Source organism: Chelatococcus asaccharovorans, assembly GCF_003201475.1.
Taxonomy (GTDB): Bacteria; Pseudomonadota; Alphaproteobacteria; order Rhizobiales; family Beijerinckiaceae; genus Chelatococcus; species Chelatococcus asaccharovorans.
Window position 1 is genome coordinate 1 of record NZ_QJJK01000028.1, and the last position, 22018, is coordinate 22018.

22 protein-coding genes and 1 pseudogene are annotated in these 22018 nt (G+C 65.5%); 20 read left to right on the plus strand and 3 right to left on the minus strand.

Annotated elements, in window-relative coordinates; translation table 11 throughout:
• The first annotated feature begins 476 nt into the window (after window positions 1-476).
• Window positions 477-2516: a M23 family metallopeptidase gene (locus C7450_RS32765; RefSeq protein WP_245450307.1), complete on the plus strand. Its 2040-nt coding sequence runs from the start codon at window positions 477-479 to the stop codon at window positions 2514-2516.
• Window positions 2517-2894: 378 nt separating this feature from the next.
• Entirely contained in the window at window positions 2895-3818 is a 924-nt protein-coding gene (locus C7450_RS32770; RefSeq protein WP_110378617.1) for an AEC family transporter, read from the plus strand.
• 3 nt (window positions 3819-3821) lie between these two features.
• Here the strand turns inward: C7450_RS32770 and gluQRS are convergent, their stop codons facing one another.
• Window positions 3822-4712 (minus strand): tRNA glutamyl-Q(34) synthetase GluQRS, encoded by an 891-nt coding sequence (gene gluQRS, locus C7450_RS32775; protein ID WP_110378635.1) that lies wholly within the window; start codon window positions 4710-4712, stop codon window positions 3822-3824.
• A gap of 73 nt (window positions 4713-4785) precedes the next feature.
• Between gluQRS and C7450_RS32780 the strand changes: the two genes are divergently transcribed.
• Window positions 4786-5451, plus strand: a complete 666-nt coding sequence (locus C7450_RS32780; RefSeq protein ID WP_110378618.1) for a DNA-3-methyladenine glycosylase family protein — start codon at window positions 4786-4788, stop codon at window positions 5449-5451.
• Window positions 5452-5575: 124 nt separating this feature from the next.
• Window positions 5576-6256 carry an alpha/beta hydrolase gene (locus C7450_RS32785; protein ID WP_110378619.1) on the plus strand — a complete coding sequence of 227 codons (681 nt, stop codon included), beginning with the start codon at window positions 5576-5578 and terminating at the stop codon, window positions 6254-6256.
• 9 nt (window positions 6257-6265) lie between these two features.
• Here C7450_RS32785 and C7450_RS32790 read toward each other — a convergent pair whose 3' ends face one another.
• Window positions 6266-6586: a DUF1476 domain-containing protein gene (locus tag C7450_RS32790; RefSeq protein ID WP_110378620.1), complete on the minus strand. Its 321-nt coding sequence runs from the start codon at window positions 6584-6586 to the stop codon at window positions 6266-6268.
• 380 nt (window positions 6587-6966) lie between these two features.
• On the opposite strand from C7450_RS32790, the gene purC reads away from it, so the two are divergent.
• The 8 genes from purC (at window position 6967) to grxD (ending at window position 13370) form a co-directional block, all read left to right on the plus strand.
• A complete protein-coding gene (purC, locus tag C7450_RS32795; protein WP_110378621.1) occupies window positions 6967-7761 on the plus strand; it encodes a phosphoribosylaminoimidazolesuccinocarboxamide synthase in 795 nt (264 codons plus the stop codon).
• An 85-nt stretch (window positions 7762-7846) separates the two neighbouring features.
• Window positions 7847-8422, plus strand: a complete 576-nt coding sequence (locus C7450_RS32800; RefSeq protein WP_110378622.1) for a hypothetical protein — start codon at window positions 7847-7849, stop codon at window positions 8420-8422.
• Window positions 8423-8592: 170 nt separating this feature from the next.
• Complete coding sequence (gene purS, locus C7450_RS32805) at window positions 8593-8835, plus strand: phosphoribosylformylglycinamidine synthase subunit PurS (protein ID WP_110378623.1); 243 nt, start codon at window positions 8593-8595, stop codon at window positions 8833-8835.
• A 3-nt stretch (window positions 8836-8838) separates the two neighbouring features.
• On the plus strand, window positions 8839-9528 hold the full coding sequence (gene purQ, locus C7450_RS32810; RefSeq protein ID WP_110378624.1) for a phosphoribosylformylglycinamidine synthase subunit PurQ: 690 nt from the start codon (window positions 8839-8841) through the stop codon (window positions 9526-9528).
• Window position 9529: 1 nt separating this feature from the next.
• A complete protein-coding gene (locus C7450_RS32815; protein WP_110378625.1) occupies window positions 9530-10345 on the plus strand; it encodes a DUF72 domain-containing protein in 816 nt (271 codons plus the stop codon).
• A 132-nt stretch (window positions 10346-10477) separates the two neighbouring features.
• Window positions 10478-12688 carry a phosphoribosylformylglycinamidine synthase subunit PurL gene (purL, locus tag C7450_RS32820; RefSeq protein ID WP_110378626.1) on the plus strand — a complete coding sequence of 737 codons (2211 nt, stop codon included), beginning with the start codon at window positions 10478-10480 and terminating at the stop codon, window positions 12686-12688.
• A gap of 35 nt (window positions 12689-12723) precedes the next feature.
• On the plus strand, window positions 12724-12960 hold the full coding sequence (locus C7450_RS32825) for a BolA family protein (protein ID WP_110378627.1): 237 nt from the start codon (window positions 12724-12726) through the stop codon (window positions 12958-12960).
• 71 nt (window positions 12961-13031) lie between these two features.
• On the plus strand, window positions 13032-13370 hold the full coding sequence (gene grxD / locus C7450_RS32830) for a Grx4 family monothiol glutaredoxin (RefSeq protein ID WP_110378628.1): 339 nt from the start codon (window positions 13032-13034) through the stop codon (window positions 13368-13370).
• 312 nt (window positions 13371-13682) lie between these two features.
• On the opposite strand, the gene tlpA is transcribed toward grxD, so the two are convergent.
• Window positions 13683-14330, minus strand: a complete 648-nt coding sequence (tlpA, locus tag C7450_RS32835; protein ID WP_110378629.1) for a thiol:disulfide interchange protein TlpA — start codon at window positions 14328-14330, stop codon at window positions 13683-13685.
• Between the two features lie 301 nt (window positions 14331-14631).
• Between tlpA and lptM the strand changes: the two genes are divergently transcribed.
• The 8 genes and pseudogenes from lptM to C7450_RS32875 form a co-directional block, all read left to right on the plus strand.
• Window positions 14632-14922, plus strand: a complete 291-nt coding sequence (gene lptM, locus C7450_RS32840) for an LPS translocon maturation chaperone LptM (RefSeq protein ID WP_245450308.1) — start codon at window positions 14632-14634, stop codon at window positions 14920-14922.
• A gap of 139 nt (window positions 14923-15061) precedes the next feature.
• The gene (lysA, locus tag C7450_RS32845; protein WP_110378630.1) at window positions 15062-16327 is read left to right on the plus strand and encodes a diaminopimelate decarboxylase; all 1266 of its coding nucleotides are present in this window, start codon (window positions 15062-15064) and stop codon (window positions 16325-16327) included.
• 135 nt (window positions 16328-16462) lie between these two features.
• Window positions 16463-19039: a TIGR02302 family protein gene (locus C7450_RS32850; protein WP_110378637.1), complete on the plus strand. Its 2577-nt coding sequence runs from the start codon at window positions 16463-16465 to the stop codon at window positions 19037-19039.
• A 120-nt stretch (window positions 19040-19159) separates the two neighbouring features.
• Window positions 19160-19339, plus strand: a complete 180-nt coding sequence (locus C7450_RS32855) for a twin transmembrane helix small protein (protein WP_110378631.1) — start codon at window positions 19160-19162, stop codon at window positions 19337-19339.
• A 196-nt stretch (window positions 19340-19535) separates the two neighbouring features.
• Window positions 19536-20147, plus strand: a complete 612-nt coding sequence (locus C7450_RS32860; protein WP_245450309.1) for an acyloxyacyl hydrolase — start codon at window positions 19536-19538, stop codon at window positions 20145-20147.
• Window positions 20148-20271: 124 nt separating this feature from the next.
• The gene (locus C7450_RS32865) at window positions 20272-20853 is read left to right on the plus strand and encodes a cob(I)yrinic acid a,c-diamide adenosyltransferase (protein ID WP_110378633.1); all 582 of its coding nucleotides are present in this window, start codon (window positions 20272-20274) and stop codon (window positions 20851-20853) included.
• A gap of 12 nt (window positions 20854-20865) precedes the next feature.
• Window positions 20866-21579, plus strand: a complete 714-nt coding sequence (locus C7450_RS32870; RefSeq protein ID WP_110378634.1) for a rhomboid family intramembrane serine protease — start codon at window positions 20866-20868, stop codon at window positions 21577-21579.
• 347 nt (window positions 21580-21926) lie between these two features.
• Window positions 21927-22018 (plus strand): annotated as a pseudogene (locus tag C7450_RS32875) (electron transfer flavoprotein subunit beta/FixA family protein); the annotation flags it as partial.

Consider the following 22018-nt stretch of genomic DNA (forward strand, 5'->3'; position numbering starts at 1 on the left):
CTCTCGCATCAGGCAACCAGTCTTGCCTTTCGGGAAAACCTCGCCGCCGGCGCCCTCGTTTCCGTCAGCGCCGCCGCTGATGGGCCGTATATAGGCCGGGGCATTTTTGGTGTCAACGACGCCGTGACGCTTTCATGACATTTTTTTCGGACGCCGCCGGCCGGGCCTGTGGAAAGATATCAACATCTCTGGATTTTCAACGCCTTACTGATGCCACACTCCCCTGTTGGGAAAGCTTTGCGGGCGCGCCTCGTGCTGCGTACGGGGCATGGCCCCGCGTTCCCCGTGACTGGATGGCCGCCAGAATCCGTTGCCGCGCACCGGTCGCCACGGCGCTGGCGGGAGCGGTGACAGAGATATGAGGTGCAGCCAGCTCGCGCGTCTTTGTGTCTGCACCGTTCCGTGTTGAATAAAGTCCGCGATGCGGCCACAGTCGCGGATGAGATCGCAGTGATACCGCGGGAGCGACGTTCGTTTTGACACCGCATAGAGCCTCCACAGTCGATAGTTCAGGCGCGGTACGCGAGCGCGGGTACAATGCGATTGACCTGGGACAGGAACCGCCGCTGGAGCCCGCCGGGCTCACGGGCCGCCCGCATGACCGTCCGGCCATGAACCTGCGCTGGCTTGTCGGCAGCGTCCTCACCGGCTTCAGCGGAGCCGCCCTCCTCGGCGCTGCCATCTATATATCCTTGCAGGGCGAGACCTCCTTCGCCGCCATGCCCCAGACCGTCGGCGCGCAGGCGATCCGCCAGAGCACGACCGATGGGACGAGCGAAATCCGCCGCGGCGATAAGCTCGTCCGCACCGAGAGCTACATCACCGCCAAGCAGTCCTTCAAAGCGCCGATCACGATCCGCGTGGCGGACCGGGAAGTCATCAAGGTGCGCTCCTTCGTCAGGCTGGCGACCAACCTCTCTCTAACCAGCGGCGCCTACGCCACCGACATCCCGCCCTTCAACCCGCAGAAGTTGTTCGCCGAGGACGGCCCGGCCGACGAGCAGATCACCGAGCCGGTCCCGGAAACGGCCGACGCAGATGTATCCCTCGTCAAATCGGACCTGGGCGGGGTCATGGTTGCCGACGGAGCCCCCCATCTCACCGATGACGAGGCCATTGCCCAGGTCGAGGAGGATGTGCGCGCGGCGGAAGAAGCGGGCTCCCGTCCCGCTCTGCCGATGCCGGCCCAACTCATGTTGACGCGCACGCTCGGCCAGGCGGGCCCGGCCATGGCCGCGCTGGCCTATGCGAGCCCCACGGAGACGCCGTTCTCCGGCCTCGATGTCCGCGTCATCCCGGAAAACGTGACGATCGCCCCGAAGGTCGATCCCCTGAAACCCACCGCCGGCCCGAAGACCGAAGAGCGTCTCATCGTCATGAAGCGCGACGAGACCCTTGAACAGATTCTGCGTGCCAATGGCGCGGCCCCCGACACCATCAAGGCGATCATCGCGGCGCTCGGCGCAGACAAGGCGAAGGCCCTCAGCGAAGGCCAGCAGATCAAGCTGCTGATCGCCCCCCTCAACGCCGGCGACAAAAAGGCAAGCGTTGTGCGCGTCACGCTTCTCGACGAGCGCACCACGCAGGCCATCGTCGCGGTGAACGATCAGGGGCGCTATGTGCCCGTTGATGTCCCGTACGAGGCCGTGGCCAGCGCCCAGCCGACCGATGAGGGCGACGAGGAAGAGGACGAGGAGGACAACGGCTCCGGCACGCGTCTCTATGACAGCCTGTACGAAACAGCGCTCAAGAACGAGGTCCCGGCCGGCATCGTCGCCGAGCTGGTGCGTGTCTTCGCATCCGATATCGATTTCCAGCACCGGGTCGATGCCGGCAATTCGGTGGAGATCTTCTATAGCGAAGGCGAAGACACCGACGCACAGCGGCCGGAAATCCTCTATGCGTCACTGACGATAGGCGGTGAGACCAAGCGAATCTACCGCTTCCAGTCGCCGGAAGACAATTCGATTGAATATCTCGACGAGGAAGGCCGCTCGCTCAAGAAGTTCCTCATCCGCAAGCCGATCGCATCCGGCATCATGCGGTCGGGCTTCGGCATGCGCTATCACCCCATCCTGCATTATTCCAAGATGCACACGGGCGTGGACTGGGCCGACAGGATCGGCACGCCAATCCTTGCTGCGGGCGACGGCGTCATCCTCAAGGCGGGCTGGTCGTCTGGCTATGGCCGCCGCATCGAGATTCAGCACGCCAACGGCTATGTCACCACCTACAATCATCAGTCGGCTTTCGCACGCGGCATCAAGCCGGGCATGCGCATCCGCCAGGGGCAGGTCATCGGCTATCTCGGCGCAACCGGCCTCGCCACCGGCCCGCATCTGCACTACGAAGTGATGGTCAACGGGCATTTCGTGAATCCCTTGAAGATCAAGCTGCCGCGCAGCCGCGAACTGGACGGCTCGCTTCTCGCAGAGTTCCGCCGCCAGCGTGATCAGACACGCGAATTGCTGACGAAGGCCTCCCCCACCGGCAAGCTCGCCCAGGCGGGACAGTAGCCGGGACAATAGCCTGGTCGGGTAGAGTGCGAGGTCGGCGCCACCCTCCCCCAAGTGGGAGGGATCAGCGCGACGCGACTGAATTGATGACGCGCGAGCGGCTCGCAGACCCTTTTTTCCATCAGCCAGCCTGGGCAATTCACCTCATCGCGAGCACCGCACTCAGCGCATGGCTCCCCGCGCAAGGATACCGCGCGCCCACTTTGACGCGGGGGCGGGATGCTCTACGCAGGGTGCAATCCCGGTCATCGGGTAGCGACGGGCGTCGCATATGCGAATCACTGCGAATCACGGACCGCGGGAAGCTTCGGCGATCGCCCAGGCCCGCCGCCGGGGACGAACGGTCACGCCTGCCGACAACGCTGCGCCGGAAGCACAATGCTGACGATCCTGCCTATCATCCTTCCGGTCTTCGGCCTTGTCGGCCTCGGTTTCCTCGCGCGACACCTGGACTTCGTCACCGAGCGCGTTGGCGAGGGGCTGTCCGAATTCGTCTATGCCATGGCGATCCCCTGCCTCATTCTGGGGACACTCGGCAAGGCGACGATACCGGCGGCCCAGCCCTGGGGCTACTGGGCCTCCTATTTCGGCGGCGCCGCCTTCGTCTGGATCGCGGCGGCCATTATTGTCCGGTATGTCTTCAAGCTCAACGCGCAAGAGGAAGCCGTCGCCGGCTTCTGCGCCGCCCAGTCGAACCTCGCCCTGGTCGGCATTCCGATCATCAGCCAGACCTATGGGGACGACGGGCTCGTGCCCCTCTTCCTTCTTCTCGCCATCCACCTGCCGATCATGCTGTCCGTTGCGACCGTGCTCGTCGAGGGACGCGACACGTCGATCCCGCTGCTCGTCAGGCGCCTCTTGACGAGCCCCATCGTGATTGCGCTGGCGCTCGGCGCCCTCATCCAGCTCCTGCCGAAGGACCTCGGGGCGATGCAGGTCGCCTGGCGGATCATCGATCCCATCGGCGTGACGGCGACCCCCTGCGCGCTGCTCGCCATGGGCATGAGCCTGCACCGCTACGGCCGATCCATCAAGCTCGGCATCCCGCTCATCCTGGCGACGCTCAAACTTATCGTGCATCCCTTCGTCGTCTTCGTGCTGGCGACGAAGGTCTTCACCATGCCCGCGGCATGGGCCGGGGTGGCGGTGCTGTTCGCGGCGACACCGACGGGCATCAACGCCTATCTCTTTGCCGAGCGCTACCGCAGCGGCGTGGCGATCGCCTCAGGCGCCATCAGCCTGTCCACCGTGCTGGCGCTGTTCACGACCATGCTGTGGCTGTTCGTCCTCGGTGCCGGCTGAGATTCAGCTGTGGCGCGGCGCGAAACCGAGGCGCGCACGCAGATCCTCCGGTGTCAGCCCCTCCGCACGCAGGTCCCGCAGGGCGGTCGACCCACGGCTCTTGGCAAGCTTCTCACCTGCCTGATCCTGGATGAGATCATGATGCAGGTATCGCGGCGTCGGCAGGCCGAGCAATCGCTGCAGAAGACAATGGAGATCCGTCGCCGGTTCGAGGTCCTTGCCGCGCACCACGTGGGTCACACCCTGTCGGGCATCATCGACGACGACCGAGAGGTGATAGCTCGTACCGATATCCTTGCGCGCCAGGACGACATCGCCCCAGCGTTCCGGCTGCGCCGCGACCGTCGAAAGCTCCCCGCCGGCCGTGAAACGCGTCCAGACGAGTGGCGAATCATCGGCGGCAATCCTGGCGAGCGCACGCTCCATATCGAGCCGCCATGCAAGGGGCTCGCCGCGCGAGCGCAGCGCCTCGGCCTCCGTGCGGGAAAGCCTTTCAACGAGGCCGGGATGGCGCGGCGCGCCATCGGGATCGCGCGGCCAGACCGCCCCGCCCTCCTCGCGGCGGGCGACGGCAGCGGCAATATCCTGCCGGCTCGCGGCACAGGGATAAAGGAGGCCCATGGCATCAAGCCGCGCCAGCGCGTCCCGGTAAGCCGCCTGCTCCGTCGACTGGCGCAAAACCGGCTCCGGCCACGACAGCCCGAGCCAGGCGAGATCCTCGTAGATGGCTTGTTCGAAGGCCGGCCGGCAGCGCGTGGTGTCGATATCCTCGATCCTGAGCAGCCAGAGGCCGCCCGCGGCCGCGGCGAGCGCTTCATTGAGAAGTGCCGAATAGGCGTGGCCGAGGTGAAGATAACCATTCGGGCTCGGCGCGAAGCGAAACACCGGCTGAATTGCGCGCTCGGATGGGGCAGTATCCACCGCGTGCCTCCGTCTCGTCCAACGATAGTCCAGCCACGATCATTCGATGCAGCCGATCTCCAACGAAGAGACCCTCGCGGCGAACCTCGCCTCCCTTATGGCCCATGACCCGCTCATGGCTCAACTGGTCGCGGCGGGCGCAACGCCTCCGCTGCGCCTGCGTCCGGCGGGTTTTGCCGGCCTCGCCAGCATCATCACCGCGCAGCAGTTGTCCACGGCGAGCGCGAATGCGATCTGGAGCCGGCTGACCGCGCGCTTCCCGGCCCTTCAGGCCGGCGATATCGCCGATGCCGACGCAATGGAACTGCGCGCCGCCGGCCTGTCTGCGGGCAAGATCCGTACGCTGAAGGCTCTCGCCGTGGCGGTCGCCGAGGACGGCCTCGTGCTCGATCGGCTCCATGAAAAGAGCGCCGAAGACGCGGAGAAAGCGCTCGTCGCCGTGCATGGCATCGGCAAATGGACCGCGGAGGTCTATCTGCTGTTCTGCACGGGCCATCCCGATATCCTGCCAGCGGGGGACCTCGCCCTGCAGGAGGCCGCGCGGCTTGCCCTGGGCACCGCGTGGATACACGAGCGACGCCCGACCGAGAAGGAACTCCGCGTGATCGCGGAGCGCTGGAGGCCCTGGCGCGGCACGGCGGCGCGCATCCTGTGGGCCTATTACCGCATCGCCAAGGGACGGGAAGGCATGACGCTGGCGAAGCCGGCCTGATCCGGCCGCACCAACCAGGGTTTTGCAAGCGGGGCTGTGCGGGGGAAAGCGGCATGATAAGCAGTCGGCGCGGGGGCCTGATCAGCACAGGCCCGTCACGGTTTCAGAAGAACGAAGGATCGCGATGGCTCAGGATCTGAACGGACCGCGCCTGGATGCAAAAAGCGGAACGGCCAAACAGCTCGTGGTCTTCCTGCATGGCTTTGGCGCAGACGGCAACGATCTCATCGAGATCGGCCGGCAGTGGCAGCCATGGTTGCCGGATGCAGCCTTCGTATCGCCTCATGCGCCGGAGCCGTGCATCGGCGCACCGATGGGGCGTCAATGGTTTCCGCTGACGCGCATGGACCCGAACGAGCGCTGGAACGGCGTCTGCCGAGCGCATCCGGCCCTCGACGCCTTCCTCGACGCCGAGCTTGCCCGCCAAGGCGTGAGCCCCGACAATCTGGCGTTGGTCGGCTTCAGCCAGGGCACCATGATGGCGCTGCACGCCGGCCTGCGCCGCAGGGTCCAACCTGCGGCAGTGCTTGGCTTTTCCGGATTGTTTGTCACACCGGCGGGGAGCGTCCCTGATCCGGTCGCTGATGCCCCGCTTCGCCGCCCACCGGTCCTGCTCGTGCACGGCGATGCCGACGAGGTCATCCCGGCGCAGGCCCTGTTCATGTCGGCCGAGGCGCTTGCCAAGGCAGAGGTGCCATGCCAGTGGCACCTCTCGGCCGGTCTCGGCCATGGTATCGACGGCGAAGGCCTCCGCCAGGGCGGCGTGTTTCTCGCCCAATCCTTCGGCCTGCCCTGCCCTGCCTGATTCGGCGAATCAGCCGGCCAAAACCTCGGCTTTGGCGCGCGCCATCAATTCACTCATCTGCTGGCGCAGTTCCGCATCCGTCAGATTGACGCCTGCCGCATCGAGATCCTTGCGGAGCTTACGAAACACGTCGTCCTCTCCGGCTTCCTCGAAATCGGCGAGGATGACGCTTTTGGCATAAGCCTCGGCATCAGCACCACTCTTGCCGAGCTTCTCGGCCGCCCAGAGACCGAGCAGCTTGTTGCGTCGCGCCGTCGCCTTGAAGCGCAGTTCCTCGTCATGCGCGAATTTCTTTTCCGCCGCATCCCTACGCTCGTCCAGACTGGCCATCCTCGAAAGCTCCCTTGATCGCCTGATGTTCGCACTGGATATAGCGATGCCAGGGCCAGGGCGCCAGTGGTGCCAGCCTTGCGCATTGCGGCCCGGGACCCTCGATGTGGCGGCAAAACCAAAGCCCACAACAGCATGCGTGACACTAACATATGTGTCGTGCACGGGGTATCGCACCGCAGCGCGCGCCAATTTGCCGGCTGTGCAAGCACCGCATGACAGGTTAAGGAGGTGTTGCCTCTCGCTATCATTGTGCAATTGCGGCCAATCGGCTAGGTTGCACAGGGCGGGTTGGGGCATGTCCGTTACGAGCCAAGGCCACGAACAGGCTGCCCGTCCGCATCGAGCCGCGGACTATTTTTTAGGAGCCACGGCAGTCCATGGACTTCCTCAAAACACGGTATACGCCGATGAATCGCCGCCGTCGTATCTACGAGGGCAAGGCGAAGGTCCTTTACGAAGGGCCGGAGCCTGGCACTCTGGTACAGCATTTCAAAGATGATGCGACCGCTTTCAACGCCAAGAAACACGAGGTGATTGACGGCAAGGGTGTGCTCAATAACCGCATCTCCGAGTACATCTTCCAGAACCTCAATGACATCGGCGTGCCGACGCATTTCATCCGCCGCCTCAACATGCGTGAGCAGTTGATCCGCGAGGTTGAGATCATCCCCCTTGAGGTGGTGGTGCGCAATGTCGCGGCGGGCTCGCTCGCCACGCGTCTCGGTATCGAAGAGGGCACGCAATTGCCCCGCTCGATCATCGAGTTCTACTACAAGAACGACGCGTTGAACGACCCGATGGTGTCGGAAGAGCATATCACGGCCTTCGGCTGGGCCACGCCCCAGGAGATCGACGACATCATGGCGCTCGCCATTCGCGTCAACGACTTCCTGTCCGGGCTTTTCCTCGGCGTCGGTATCCGTCTCGTCGATTTCAAGATGGAAACGGGCCGCCTGTGGGAAGGCGACATGATGCGTATTGTCGTCGCCGACGAGATCTCCCCGGATTCCTGCCGGCTGTGGGACATCAAGTCCGCGGACAAGCTGGACAAGGACCGTTTCCGCCGTGATCTCGGTGGCCTCATCGAGGCCTATTCCGAGGTGGCGCGCCGTCTCGGCATCCTCGGTGAGAACGAAAACCCGGGCCACGCCGCACCGCGCCTGGTGCAGTGACCCGATAGCCGTGATCCCTGGCTTCATGCGTCGATCTGCCGATCGGGGGCCTGCTGGCCCCCGTTTCATTTCGGGAACAAGCCGGGTGATCTGCTGGCTCAAACCGGCGATTGCACTCTGTCTGGCCTTCGCCCTCGCGTCCTGCGGCAGCTATGGCGCGGGCTTTGCCGCCCTGCCCGAGACATCCGGCTGGGAGCGCCTGCCCGTCGGGCGGTGGCTCGTCGAGGGCATTGCGCCCGAAACGATGGTGGTCTGCCGGCGCCCGGCCTGCGCCGACGACGCGATGGTGGCGAGCTTCTTGTTGCCGGACCGCCTGGAGGGCGGCGCCGACGCCCTGCGCAAGGCCATTTTCCCGAATGGGTTCCCAAGACGGGCTGCACCCCAGGCGGGCGCTGTTCCCGCTGCCAAAACTCCCCCTGCCAAAACGCCCCCTGCGAAAACCGCGGCTGCCAAAAGCCGGGACGAGGTCAAGGCGCTTGACGGCACGCCCTTCACGGGTCTCGTCGTGACCATGCGCGCCACGGCAGATCCGAACCGCCACGTCGTCGCCGTTATCGCCGAGCGGCCCCGCCCCCCTGGCATGGAGGTCGTCGTCTCGATCGCGGCCCGCGAGGCGACAGCCCGGACCAATGCGCTGAAGGCGCTCGGCCCGGCACCCTAGCCATCAGCCCGCATAAGCCCCATCTGTGACACGCCGACGCTTGAGCCAAACGCCATTTGGCTCTATGCGATGAGCATTCCGCTGTCCCAAGCCGTTCGGTCTTCCAAGCCGTTCGGTATTCCACGCCGTTCGGTATTCCGAGCCGTTCTGCCGTTTCTGGAGAGTAGCCCATGAAAGCCCGCGTGATCGTCACCTTGAAGACGGGTGTGCTCGACCCGCAGGGCAAGGCCATCGAGGGCGCGCTCGCCTCGCTCGGCGTGGATGGCATCGCCAGCGTGCGCCAGGGCAAGGTCTTCGACGTCGAGCTCGCGACAGCCGACAACGCCAGCGCCGAGGCCGCACTGAAGCAGGCCTGCGAGAAGCTGCTCGCCAACACCGTCATCGAGAACTACCGCATCGAAACGGGAGTCTGAGCCATGAAGGCCGCCGTCGTCGTATTTCCCGGCTCGAACCGCGATGGCGACGTCGCGCGGGCCCTGTCCGCCGCCGGCGCGAGCGTGAGCTCGGCCTGGCACGCGGATACGGACCTGCCCGCCGGCACTGACCTCGTGGTGCTGCCGGGCGGCTTTTCCTATGGCGACTATCTCCGTTGCGGCGCCATCGCCGGCCGCGCCGTCATCATGGACGCGGTGCGCGCCCATGCAGCGCGCGGCGGCCTCGTGCTCGGCATCTGCAACGGCTTCCAGATCCTGTGCGAATCGGGCCTGCTGCCGGGCGTGCTGATGCGCAACGCGGACCTGCATTTCGTCTGCCGCCGCCAACATCTGACGGTCGAGCGCAACGACACGGCCTTCACGAAGGCCTATCGCCAAGGTCAGGTCATCGACGTCTGCATCGCCCATGGCGAGGGCAATTATGTCGCTGATCCCGAGACGCTGGCGCGCATCGAAGGCGACGGACGCGTGGCTTTCCGCTACTGCGACGCGACAGGCGCCCACACGGCTGAAGCCAACCCCAACGGCTCGCTCAACGACATCGCCGGCATCTATTCCGAGACGCTGAACGTGCTCGGCATGATGCCCCACCCGGAAAATCTGATCGACGATCTCGTCGGCGGCACCGACGGCCGGGGCCTGTTCGCCGGGCTCGCGGCCCTGGCGGCTTGAGATGAGCGCCGCGGCAAAAGGGCGGATCCGCGTCGGCATCGGCGGCTGGACCTTCGAGCCGTGGCGCGGCACGTTCTATCCAAAGGGCCTCGCCCAGTCGAAAGAGCTGCCATACGCGGCGAGCCATGTCACCGCGATCGAGATCAACGCCACCTATTACGGCTCGCAGAAGCCCGAGAGCTTCCGCCGCTGGGCCCAGGAAACACCGGAGGACTTCGTATTCTCGGTCAAGGGCCCGCGCTTTGCCACCAACCGCAAGGTGCTGGCAGAAGCCGGCCCCTCCATCGAGCGCTTCGTGGAAAGCGGCGTTACGGAACTCGGGTCCAAACTGGGCCCGCTCCTGTGGCAGCTTGCCGGCACCAAGCGCTTCGATCCCGATGATATGAAAGCCTTCCTCGATCTCCTGCCGGAGCGGCACAACGGTGTCGCGCTGCGCCACGTCATCGAGGCGCGGCATATGACATTCCGCGATCCCGATTTTCTGGCGATGCTCAGGGCGCGCAATATCGCGGCCGTCTGCATCGACGACATCGACTATCCCATGCTCCCGGACGCCACCGCCGATTTCGTCTATGTCAGGCTGGAACGGTCGCAGGAGAGCGAGGAGACGGGCTATGCCGAGGCCGATATCGACGCCTGGGCGAAGCGGGCCGCGCTCTGGGCCGAGGGTCACGAGCCGGACGACCTGTCGCGCGTCTCCCCCCTGCCGGTCGGCAAGGATGCGGGCAAGCCGCGCGATGTATTCGTCTATTTCATCAGCGGCGCCAAGGTGAGAAACCCGGCCGCCGCCATGGCAATGATCGAGCGGCTGGGCTAAGAGGCTCGCGACCGCGGCCCTTGGGCTGACACATTTCGGTCATTCCGGAACCGCGCGCAACGCGGTGTCGGAGAGTGACGGAAGGCCGGAGCGGAAACCTCCGGCCATGACAGGAACAGGCTGAGACAACCGATGCTCCGCAACGATATCGCCATCACACCGCAACTCGTCGCCGAGCATGGCCTGAAGCCCGATGAGTATGAGCGCTTCAAGACCCTGATCGGCCGTGAGCCGACGATCACCGAGCTCGGCATCGTCTCGGCGATGTGGAACGAGCATTGCTCCTACAAGTCGTCGCGCCTGCATCTGAAGACCCTGCCGACCAAGGCGCCGTGGGTCATCCAGGGGCCGGGCGAGAACGCCGGCGTCATCGACATCGGCGACGGCGACGCCATCATCTTCAAGATGGAGAGCCACAACCATCCGTCCTTCATCGAGCCCTACCAGGGCGCGGCGACCGGGGTCGGCGGCATCCTGCGCGACGTCTTCACCATGGGCGCGCGCCCCATCGCGGCGCTCAACCTCCTGCGCTTCGGCTCGCCCGATCATCCCAAGACGCGCCACCTCGTCGGCGGCGTCGTCGCCGGCATCGGCGGCTACGGCAATTCCTTCGGCGTGCCGACGGTCGGCGGCTCCGTGAATTTCCACACCCGCTACGACGGCAACATCCTCGTCAACGCCATGGCCGTCGGCCTCGCCCGGGCGGATGAGATCTTCTACGCCAAGGCGACGGGCGTCGGCCGCCCGATCGTCTATCTCGGCTCCAAGACCGGCCGCGACGGCATCCATGGTGCCACCATGGCCTCAGCCGCGTTCGAAGCGAACGCCGAGGAAAAGCGCCCCACGGTCCAGGTCGGCGACCCCTTCGCCGAGAAGCTCCTGCTCGAGGCCTGCCTCGAGATCATGGCCAAGGGCTGCGTCATCGCCATCCAGGACATGGGCGCAGCCGGCCTCACCTCCTCCGCCGTCGAGATGGGCGCCAAGGGCAACCTCGGCATCGAGCTCGACCTCGACAAGGTGCCCTGCCGCGAGGAGGGCATGACTGCCTATGAGATGATGCTGTCGGAAAGCCAGGAGCGCATGCTCATGGTGCTCGACCCCGACAAGGAGGAGGAGGCCGAGGCGGTCTTCCGCAAATGGGGCCTCGACTTCGCGGTCATCGGCCAGACCACCGATACGCTACGCTTCGTCGTGAAGCACGGCGGCGAGGTGTTGGCGGACCTGCCGATCAAGGAACTCGGCGACGAAGCGCCGATGTACAACCGCCCGCATGTACCTTCGCCGAAGCTGCCGGTCATTGCCGCGGAAGCGGTCAATGCGCCGATCCCGGCGCGCGAGGCCCTCATCAAGCTCATCGCGACCCCGGATCTCGCCTCCAAGCGCTGGGTGTGGGAGCAGTATGACCACATCATCCAGGGCAACACCGTGCAGACCCCCGGCGGCGATGCCGCCGTCGTGCGCATCAAGGACGGGCCCAAGGGCATCGCGCTGACGACCGACGTGACGCAGCGCTATTGCGAGGCCGATCCGGTGGAGGGCGGCAAGCAGGCCGTGGCCGAAGCCTGGCGCAATATCACGGCGGTCGGCGCGAAGCCGCTGGCCTTGACCGACAATCTCAATTTCGGCAATCCCGAGCGGCCGGAATATATGGGCCAGCTCGTCGGCGCCATCGCCGGCATCGGCGAGGCCTGCCGCGCGCTCGACTTCCCCATCGTCTCCGGCAATGTCTCGCTCTACAACGAGACCCAGGGACGCGGCATCCTGCCGACGCCCTCGATCGGCGGCGTCGGCCTCATCGCCGATGTCACCAAATCCGCGAGCCTGCCCTTCAAGGCGGAAGGCGAGGCTGTCCTCATCCTCGGCGAGACGGCCGGATGGCTCGGCCAGTCGGTCTATCTGCGCGATGTCTGCGGGCGTGAGGAAGGCGCACCGCCGCCGGTCGACCTCGCAGCCGAGCGCCGCAACGGCGATTTCGTGCGCGAACTGATCCTCTCGGGCGAGGCCACCGCGGTGCACGACCTCTCCGACGGTGGCTTGGCCGTTGCGCTCGCGGAAATGGCGATGGCCTCCGGCATCGGCGCCACGATCGATGCCCTGCCCGGGAACCTGCCCGTCCATGCCTTCCTCTTCGGCGAGGATCAGGCGCGCTACGTCGTGACAGTGCCGTCCGCCAAGGCGGGCGAGGTGATCGCGGCGGCTGCGAAAGCCGGCGTCCCGGTGACGCGCCTCGGCACCACGGGTGGCGATGCGTTGCGGTGGCCCGGCGAGGCGCCCATATCAATTGCTGATCTCAAGGGCCGCCATGAGGCATGGCTCCCGGATTACATGGCTGGTAAAGTCTAACCCCGAAACCAACTTCCATGAGGATCTGATAAGCCATGGCAATGGATGCCCACGACATCGAGGTGCTCATCAAGGCCCATATTCCCGATGCCGTCGTCGAGATCCGTGACCTGGCAGGGGACGGAGATCACTATGCTGCGACCGTGGTCGCGCCCTCATTCAAGGGCAAGAGCCGCCTGCAGCAGCATCAGATGGTCTATGCCGCGCTCCAGGGCCGCATGGGTGGCGCGCTGCATGCCCTTGCGCTGACGACCTCGGCTCCCCAAGATTGAGCTGGGACGATTGACCTCTGACAATTGACTCGAGGCGCAGGCGATCTGCGCCGAGCGAAGGACTGATTCCCATGACCGATGCCCGCGCAATCATCGACAATGCCGTGAAGACCAACGATGTGGTGCTGTTCATGAAGGGCACGCCGCAATTCCCGATGTGCGGGTTTTCTGGACAGGTCGTCCAGATTCTCGACTATCTCGGCATCGCCTACCAGGGCGTCAATGTCCTCGACGACGCCGACGTCCGCCAGGGCATCAAGGACTATTCCAACTGGCCGACCATTCCCCAGCTCTATGTGAAGGGCGAGTTCATCGGCGGCTGCGACATCGTCCGCGAGATGTTCCAGTCCGGCGAATTGCAGACCTTCCTCACCGAGAAGGGCATCGCCGTTCGGCAGGCGGCCGGCTGAGGCTGATCGATCTTCGGGCAAGAGGTCACGTCTCGGCGCCTGCTATGCTTGGCCGCTGCTTCGCAGATCGCGCTGGCGTTTTATAACCATAACGCTTGATCTCTGGATCCCCTTCCCGAGAGCCTTAGGCTCTCGCCGGGGATGACACGCGGGTCGTGATACGATTCGTGTCATCCCCGGCGTCGCGCAGCGACGGGAAGGGGATCCATGAATACCATCGGCCCTCGCGCTTCATGGCCTGCGATGTGGGCTCTGCTCCTCGGAGAACAACGGCCCGACGCGATGGTGGCGGGCGGACTGCCCCGAAATCCCTCACCGCGCCATCGCGGCCTTGATGAGCGAAACCGCATCGGCGGATGCCCATTCGGCCGGTCCGGCGAGATTCGCCACCATGCAGCCATTGCGATCGACCACGACGGTCGTCGGCATGCCGAAGGCTTTGCCCGCCTCCTTGAGCGCCTGGAAAACCTTCGCCTCCGGATCGGCATAATAGCCAAGTGTGTGGATGCCGTTCTCGGTGAGCCAGGCCTTCGGCTTGTCGAGGTTGCGCGTGTCGATGTTGATGGCCACGACCTGGAAATCGTCGCCGCCGAGCTTCGCCTGCAACTGGTCGAGGGCCGGCATCTCCTTGCGGCAGGGCACGCACCAGGTCGCCCAGAGGTTGACGAGCACCGTGCGACCCGCGAAATCGGCCATCGTCACCGTCTTGCCGTCGGCATCCTTGAAGGCAAGCGCCGGGATCGGCTTCGGGCGCTTCTCCACCTGCACCGCGGCGACCTCGCCGCGCGCCAGTTCGTCAAGCCGCGCGGCCAGGGCCGCATCCGCCGCGCACGCCCCTGTATCTGCCTGGGGCTTCAGCGTCGCCAGCGCGTAGACAAGACCGCCTGCAATAGCGAGCGCGAGAACGCCCAACAGCCCGAGCGAGGCTTTGCTGCGCGATGCGAGAAACTTCAAACCCATATCGCCCCTTTGACCAAACGATGCGCCCACGGCACGCTTGACCCGATATACGGGGTTGCCCGGGCGAAATGAAGTGCGGCAAGTCCAACCGGCCTTTCGCCACAGGATCGTGATCGGCCTGCAGACGCGCTTCCGCAGCCCGGCCTTTCCGGGGGATCGCGACGGCACCGATGGTCCCGGTCCTTTTGGGATGGTTCATGCATTTGGTGCAGATCATGGTGGGGCCGCGACGCGTGCCCACTTCGGGGCTCGCACTTGAGCCGGGTTTCGCTATAGTGCCGCCGCTATTCGGAGATTGCTTGTGATCGGAATTCACTCTTCTCGCCCAGCCAACCCGTCTCCACCGGCAGCGACGGGATACGCGCGCTTCGTCCGTGCGGCTGTTCTGGCTCTGGTCGTAGCCAGTGCGCTCGGCGCCTGCGGCCGGCGCGGAGCGCTGGAAATGCCGCCCGATCCGAACGCACCGAAAGCCGAGAAGGCCGAGGAGACAACGCCATCGCTGACGCCTTCCCCGGTAGGGGCTCAGCGCGAGAAGCGATCAACCGGCTATGTCATTCCTGATAAGCCGTTCATACTCGACAAGATTCTATAGCATCCCATCGCGTGCAGAATCGCGTCGCATTGATCCCGGGCGACATCGGATCCCCCCGGGGCAACAACAGGGAGCCTGGATCGAACGAGAAGGGTCCTCCTTTCGAGCGATGCGCCAGCCCCGGTCATAGAGCGTCCCCATGCACCATTTTGCCTATTCCGGCGGCGTCATGCATGCCGAGGATGTGTCCATCGCCCGCATCGCGGACGAAGTCGGCACGCCGTTCTACTGCTATTCGACGGCAACGCTCGAGCGGCACTACCGCGTCTTCTCCGAGGCTTTCGGGGACATGCCCTCGATCGTCTGCTACGCGCTCAAGGCCAATTCCAACCAGGCCGTGATCGCCACGCTGGCGCGGCTTGGCGCCGGTGCGGATATCGTCTCCGAAGGCGAGCTGCGCCGGGCCCTCGCCGCCGGCATTCCAGCCCAGCGCATCGTCTTTTCCGGCGTCGGCAAGACGAAGGACGAGATGGCGTTTGCGCTGAAGCAAGGCATCCTCTGCTTCAATATCGAGTCCGAACCGGAACTCGAAGCTCTGTCCGAGGTCGCGCATGGCCTTGGCCTCGCCGCTCCGATCTCGCTGCGCGTCAATCCGGATGTCGACGCAAAAACCCACGCCAAGATCTCGACCGGCAAGTCCGACAACAAGTTCGGCATCCCGATCTCGCGGGCAAGGGAGGTCTATGCCCGCGCCGCCACCCTGCCGGGGATCACGGTGCACGGCGTCGACATGCATATCGGCAGCCAGATCACCGATCTCGCGCCGGTGGACAACGCCGCGAGCCTGCTTGCCGAGCTGGCGCGCGATCTGATGGCCGCCGGCCATCATCTCACCCATGTGGATTTCGGCGGCGGTCTCGGCGTGCCCTATGAGGAGGACAAGGTCGCGCCGCCCGATCCCGCCGCCTATGCGGCGATCGTCAAGCGCCATGCCGGCAATCTCGGCCTCACGCTCCTGTTCGAGCCCGGCCGGCTCATCGTCGGCAACGCCGGCATCCTCGTGACACGCGTCCTTTATGTGAAGACGGGCGACAGCCGGACCTTCGTGATCTGTGACGCCGGCATGAACGATCTGATCCGGCCGACGCTCTATGAAGCCCATCACGACATCAAGCCGGTCACCGTCCCGAAGGCCGATGCCGGAAACGTGATCGCCGACGTGGTCGGACCCGTCTGCGAAAGCGGCGACTATCTGGCGCTCGGCCGCCGCATCCCGAGAGCGGCCGCAGGCGATCTCCTCGCCGTCATGACGGCCGGTGCCTATGGCGCGGTGCAGGCCAACACCTATAACACGCGCCCGCTCGTGCCCGAGGTCATGGTCCGCGGCCGTGATTATGCCGTCGTCAGGCCGCGCCCCACTTACGACGAATTGATCGGGTTGGATCGTCTGCCCGCGTGGCTGTGATCGGCGCGCAGCTTTTTATCTGACGCTGACGTGCTACTTTATGGGCTTGGGGAACCCTAGGGTTGCCGGCTCCTGTCGGCTGCCCATGTTGTCGCAGCCGGATGACGTGAGCCGGTGATGCGCCAGGAGATCCGGATGCAGGACGCTCCACCGCCAACCACGCGTGCCAGGGCTGATCGGGCTCATGGCCGGGATCAGGCTGTGTCGCGTCTTGAGCGGCTGGTCGGCCGATCGCGCCTCGCTTTGGCGTGGGAGCGCGTCTGGCCCACCCTGTGGTGGCCCGCCGCCGTCATCGCCGCGTTCGTCATTCTGTCCTGGCTCGGTTTCTGGACGCTCGTTCCCGCCCACTACCGGATGGCGGGCGTGGGCCTTGCCGTCGTCGCCTTCGCCGCATCGTTGTGGCCGCTGGTGCGGGTATCATGGCCCTCGCGGTCGGCCGCGCTCAATCGCCTCGACCGCGATTCGCCTGTCCCCAACCGGCCGGCCAGCACCTTTGACGACACGCTCGCCTTGGGACAGGGCGACCCGGCGACCGTCGCGCTTTGGGAGGTGCACCGGCAACGGGCACGGGCTGCGCTCGAAACCCTCAAGGTCGCCCCGCCCGCGCCGGGCATGGCCAACCGCGATCGTCGCGCGCTGCGTGCCGTCCCGCTGCTTGCGCTGGTCGCTGCCGCCTTCGTCGCGGGCCCCGAGATCGGCTCGCGGCTGATGCTCGCTTTCGACTGGCGCGATGCCCCCGCCGCCGGTCCGACGTTTCGCATCGACGGTTGGATCGATCCACCGCTTTATACGCGCGTCCCCCCGTTGATGCTGGATTTCGCACGCCATACAGGCGGCCCGCTTGACATCCGTGTGCCGGTCAACAGCACGCTTGTCCTGCGTTTTGCCGGCCAGGGCGGCATCAAGCTCGCACCAGGTCCCGGGCTTGAAGCCTTGCCTGCCGCTGCGGCCCCGGCGCCCGGTATCGAAGAGCATCGCTTTACGCTGACTGGCCATGCCCGGCTCACCCTTGATGGCCCGGCGGGGTCGCGGGCGCTCGCCATCGCCGCCATACCCGATCACCCGCCTCAGATCCGCCTCTCCGGGGAGCCGGAGAACACACGACGCGGGGGCATCACCCTGCGTTATCGTGTCAGTGACGACTATGGCGTCGCCTCTGCCGAGGCGATCTTCGAGCGCGCGGAGGGAAATACCCGCCGGTCGCTCGTGCCTCCGCCGACCGTGCCCTTGGCCTTGCCGGCGGATCCGGCCGCGGACCAGGACACGGAGACGCTTGCCGACCTCTCGTCGCATGCCTGGGCGGGCGCGCGGTTGAAAATGACGCTCGTCGCCAAGGATGAGGCCGGCCAGGAGGGCCGCAGTTCCTCTGTGATGGTGACGTTGCCGCAGCGGCCGTTCACCAAGCCCCTGGCGCGGGCTCTCGTGGAACAGCGCCGCAACCTCATCATGGCGCCGGATGACGCGAAACGGGTGCGCACCGCCCTGCAGGCCCTGATGATCGCGCCGGAGGAATTTACCCCATCGGATAGCCAGTTCCTCGGCTTGGCTGTTGCCGATAACCGGCTCGCAGGCGCCAAGAGTGACGAGCAACTGCTCGACGTCGCCGAATTCCTCTGGGCGATGGCCTTGCAGATCGAGGACGGCGATCTTTCCCAGGCCGAGCGCGACCTGCGCGCGGCCCAGGAGGCGCTGCGCCAGGCGCTCGAACGCGGGGCAAGCCCTGAGGAAATCGCACGGCTGACGCAGGAGCTCCGGCAGGCGCTCAATCGCTTCCTGAACGAGTTCGCACAGCAGCAGATGCGCCAGCAGCAGGGCCAGCAATCGCCCGCGCAGCGCCAGCAGCCGTCGCGCACCATTACGCAGGACGACCTGAACCGGATGCTCGACCGCATGGAGCAGATGGCGCGCCAGGGTGCCATGGCCGACGCCCAGAACCTGCTCGATCAGATGCGCGACATCCTGGAGAACCTGCAGGGCTCGCGCCAGGCCGGGCAGGATCCGATGAGCCGCGAGATGCAGCGTTCGCTCAACGAGCTCGACCAGATGATTCGCGATCAACAGGCCTTGAGGGATGACACCTTCCGGCAGGACGGCCGCGAGGGTTCCGAGATGAACCAGCGCCAGCGCGGCCGCAACCAGCAGGGGCAGCGCCAGCAGGGACAGCGCGGCCAGCAGGGGCAGCAAGGCCAGCAAGGCCAGGAGGGCATGTCGAGCGAGGAGCTTGCCCAGCGCCAGCAGGCCTTGCGGGAGCGCCTCGCGGAGCTCAAGCGCCAGCTGAAGGGCATGGGCATGCAGGGCGAGGAAGGCCTGGACGGCGCAGAGGAAGCCATGCGCGATGCCGAAGGCCAGCTCGGCCAGGGCGAGACCGGCAGTGCTCTCGATTCCCAGGGCGATGCGCTGGAGGCGCTGCAGCGCGGTGCCCAGGGTTTCGCCCAGCAGATGCAGCAGGAAGGTGAAGGCCAGGGCAACGAGCAGGCCGGCAATGGCCAGCCGGGCCGCACCGGGCCGAACGGACAGCGCGACGAGGACCCGCTCGGCCGTCCGACGCGCAACCGCGATTGGTCGGATGGCCGTGTCCGCATTCCAACGGCTGAGGAATCGGCTACGGTCCGCGCCCGGCGCATCCTTGACGAATTGCGCCGTCGCCTCGGCGAGCAGTTGCGTCCACAGGATGAGCTCGACTACCTGGAGCGTCTGCTGAGGAATCAGTAAGACATCCCGCAGCAATGACGTGAGGCGGTACCTCAGCGCCCCAGCCAAAACGGCATAGGCGCAGGTCCCTGCCAGGGCCGGCAGGTGCAGACGCAGCCAGCCCATTGAAAGGACGATCCCATGGCCTTCGTGGTCCCCATAGCCCTCGGCGCGGTCGCCGTCGTGCTCGTGCTCGGCCTGACCAACATGATGCGCGGCGGCAGCGGCGAGCGTTCACAGAAGCTCATGCAATTGCGCGTCCTGCTTCAGTTCGTGGCGGTCCTCGTCATCATGGGGATCGTCTGGATGCGCGGCAGCTGACCCCATGTGGGCCTTGGAAAGCGAGAGAATCGCGAAGAGCCCGCTAGCCATTGCTTAGGAAAACCTAGCTAAGCTATGCAAGAGTTGCAGCACGGCCACGCCATTCACTAAATCTTTACAATTGCTGGTCGGCTGCTGGCGATCGAGGTTAGCGATTGCTAAAAGTGGTCGAATGTCGTTTCCCTGGAAGCAAAGCATGCGATTCCTACCAGCGCTTATGATCGCAGCGATTGCCTGCGGCGCAGCCATCCCATCCGGCTTCGCCGCTGATCTACCCGAAAGGCAACAAGCGGAAGTCGCGCCAGTTGCGCCCCCGCCGCCCACAATCCTCAAGCCGCGCTTCCTCTCCGAGGTGCGCTTCGGCCTGAGCGCACAGGACCCTTGGTCTCCGGAAGCGGGCTCCGTGAACATCACGGGCGAAGTGCTGACGGGTAAATTGTTCCAGGCGGACAATGCGACGCTCGACCTCTTTGTCCCGCGCTTCCATGTGGGCGGCAGCGCCAACACCGCCGGCGCCACCAGCTTCGCCTATGCCGGCTTCACCTGGACCGTGCCGATCACGGCGCAGCTCTTCGTCGAGGCAAGCTTCGGCGGCGCCGTCCACAACGGCAAGACCGGCGACGATGTGGGGCCGAATCGCGTGGCATTGGGCTGCTCGCCGCTCTTCCGCGAATCGGCCTCGGTCGGCTGGCGCTTCGACGAGCACTGGAGCCTTCTGGCGACGATCGAGCACCTCTCGAACGGCGGCCTCTGCGAACAGAACCGCGGCCTGACCAATGTCGGAGCGCGCGTCGCCTATTCCTTCTGATCAGTAGCGGTGATCACGGCAGGTTGAGAACCCAGGCCGCCTTGCTTGTTGCGGCAAGGTATGCGCGTTCTGGATAGTCGCATTGGCGCGCCGATTCGTCTCATCCACCGCATGATCGGGAAGCATGGTCAGGCTCAATCGCATCTACACGAAGACGGGCGACGACGGATCCACGGGCCTCGCGCGCGGGCCCCGTCGCCGCAAACATGATCTTCGTGTGGACGCCTACGGCACGGTCGACGAGACCAACGCGGTGATCGGCGTGGTTCGGCTCTCCGCCGTACCGGCGGAACTCGACGCGATCCTGGCGCGCATCCAGAACGATCTCTTCGATCTCGGGGCAGACCTCGCCACGCCGCAGGACGATGGCCAGCCAGAGAGCGAGGGCGCGTCCCTCCGCATCACGGCCGGCCAGGTATCCAGACTGGAGGAGGATATCGACCGCCTGAACGCCGACCTGCCGGCGCTGCGGTCCTTCGTCCTGCCCGGCGGCGCTCCCGCTGCCGCCCATTTGCACGTCGCCCGCACGGTGTGCCGGCGCGCCGAGCGGCTCGTCGTGGCCCTCGCCGACACGCCGGGAGAGATCGTGTCCGGACAGGCGATGATGTATCTCAATCGTCTCTCCGACCTCCTGTTCGTCGCTGCGCGCCATATCAACCATGCAGGGCCCGGCGATGTGCTGTGGGTGCCCGGCCAGAATCGCTGACAGGAGGGGGCCATGTTCGTTCCCCTCTATGACGGCGTGCCGATGCGCAACATCCGCGTGCCCTATGTCACTTATGCGCTTCTGGTCGTATCGACTCTCGTCTATGCGCTTGTGGCGCTCGACCGGCTGCCTATGCCGGAAACGTCCATCTCAGCCGCCTTCGGCCTGATACCGGCTGTCTTTTTCGGCAGTGTGGTGCTGCCCGAGGAACTGGCGATCGTACCGGTCTATGCGACCCCCGTCACCAGCCTGTTCCTGCATCTCGGCTTCCTGCATCTCCTGGGAAACATGCTGTTTCTCTTCGTGTTCGGCGACAATGTGGAAGACGCGCTGGGCCATTTGCGCTTCGTCATATTCTTCGTTCTGTGCGGAACGGCGAGTGGTTTGGCCTACGCGTTCTCTGTCCCGGACTCCGAGCGCCCGCTCGTTGGCGCATCCGGGGCCGTTTCCGGCGTCATCGCCGCCTACCTCATCCTCCATCCGCGGGTACGCCTGTGGGGCTTGTTCTTCTTCCGCATTCCGCTGCATATCAGGGCATATTGGGCAATCGGCTTCTGGCTTCTGGTTCAGATCGCACAAATCTGGATCAACTCGGACGATTCCGTGGGCTGGGTTGCCCATGTGGGCGGTTTCGCAGCCGGCATCGTCCTTGTGATCATCCTGCGTCGCAGGAATCAACCCTTGCTGGGTGCCGGGGACGGTCCACAACTGACAGGCGATCCCTGACCCGGCGATGCCACGCGGCGTTGACAAGTCCGAACGCGCCTCGCTACCTTCGCCGGCGCCTGAATGCCCTGCCATCGTGGCCTCAGCCGCGCGCCATTCGTGCCCGTGAAAGTGGGCTTCCGGTGACGCGGATGGCAACGGTCACGACGCGATGGTCCGACGTGACTATAGATCCATGGGGCTGCGGCCTTGGTAAACGGTTCCGGACGTCACGGGGCACGCGCGATGGAGGCGAACGATCGCCGCGCCATATCCATCGGCATTCTCAGTCTTGCCCCCGCGACCCGCGGTCGCTAAGGGACAGGATCTAGGCGGACGAGCGGTGCCTGCGGAGGAGAATGAGCTCGATGAAGATCCTTGTGCCAGTGAAGCGAGTTGTCGACTACAACGTGAAGATCCGGGTGAAGGCTGATGGATCTGGCGTTGACCTGGCGAATGT

Coding starts and splice junctions, on each gene's coding strand:
- C7450_RS32780 (WP_110378618.1), top strand. CDS start 4,786: ATGCAGCCGATCTCCAACGAAGAGACCCTCGCGGCGAACCTCGCCTCC.
- C7450_RS32825 (WP_110378627.1), top strand. CDS start 12,724: ATGGCAATGGATGCCCACGACATCGAGGTGCTCATCAAGGCCCATATT.
- C7450_RS32850 (WP_110378637.1), top strand. CDS start 16,463: ATGCAGGACGCTCCACCGCCAACCACGCGTGCCAGGGCTGATCGGGCT.
- C7450_RS32815 (WP_110378625.1), top strand. CDS start 9,530: ATGAGCGCCGCGGCAAAAGGGCGGATCCGCGTCGGCATCGGCGGCTGG.
- C7450_RS32770 (WP_110378617.1), top strand. CDS start 2,895: ATGCTGACGATCCTGCCTATCATCCTTCCGGTCTTCGGCCTTGTCGGC.
- tlpA (WP_110378629.1), bottom strand. CDS start 14,330: ATGGGTTTGAAGTTTCTCGCATCGCGCAGCAAAGCCTCGCTCGGGCTG.
- C7450_RS32865 (WP_110378633.1), top strand. CDS start 20,272: ATGGTCAGGCTCAATCGCATCTACACGAAGACGGGCGACGACGGATCC.
- C7450_RS32870 (WP_110378634.1), top strand. CDS start 20,866: ATGTTCGTTCCCCTCTATGACGGCGTGCCGATGCGCAACATCCGCGTG.
- C7450_RS32855 (WP_110378631.1), top strand. CDS start 19,160: ATGGCCTTCGTGGTCCCCATAGCCCTCGGCGCGGTCGCCGTCGTGCTC.
- C7450_RS32790 (WP_110378620.1), bottom strand. CDS start 6,586: ATGGCCAGTCTGGACGAGCGTAGGGATGCGGCGGAAAAGAAATTCGCG.
- grxD (WP_110378628.1), top strand. CDS start 13,032: ATGACCGATGCCCGCGCAATCATCGACAATGCCGTGAAGACCAACGAT.
- purL (WP_110378626.1), top strand. CDS start 10,478: ATGCTCCGCAACGATATCGCCATCACACCGCAACTCGTCGCCGAGCAT.
- purQ (WP_110378624.1), top strand. CDS start 8,839: ATGAAGGCCGCCGTCGTCGTATTTCCCGGCTCGAACCGCGATGGCGAC.
- C7450_RS32785 (WP_110378619.1), top strand. CDS start 5,576: ATGGCTCAGGATCTGAACGGACCGCGCCTGGATGCAAAAAGCGGAACG.
- lysA (WP_110378630.1), top strand. CDS start 15,062: ATGCACCATTTTGCCTATTCCGGCGGCGTCATGCATGCCGAGGATGTG.
- purS (WP_110378623.1), top strand. CDS start 8,593: ATGAAAGCCCGCGTGATCGTCACCTTGAAGACGGGTGTGCTCGACCCG.
- purC (WP_110378621.1), top strand. CDS start 6,967: ATGGACTTCCTCAAAACACGGTATACGCCGATGAATCGCCGCCGTCGT.
- C7450_RS32860 (WP_245450309.1), top strand. CDS start 19,536: ATGCGATTCCTACCAGCGCTTATGATCGCAGCGATTGCCTGCGGCGCA.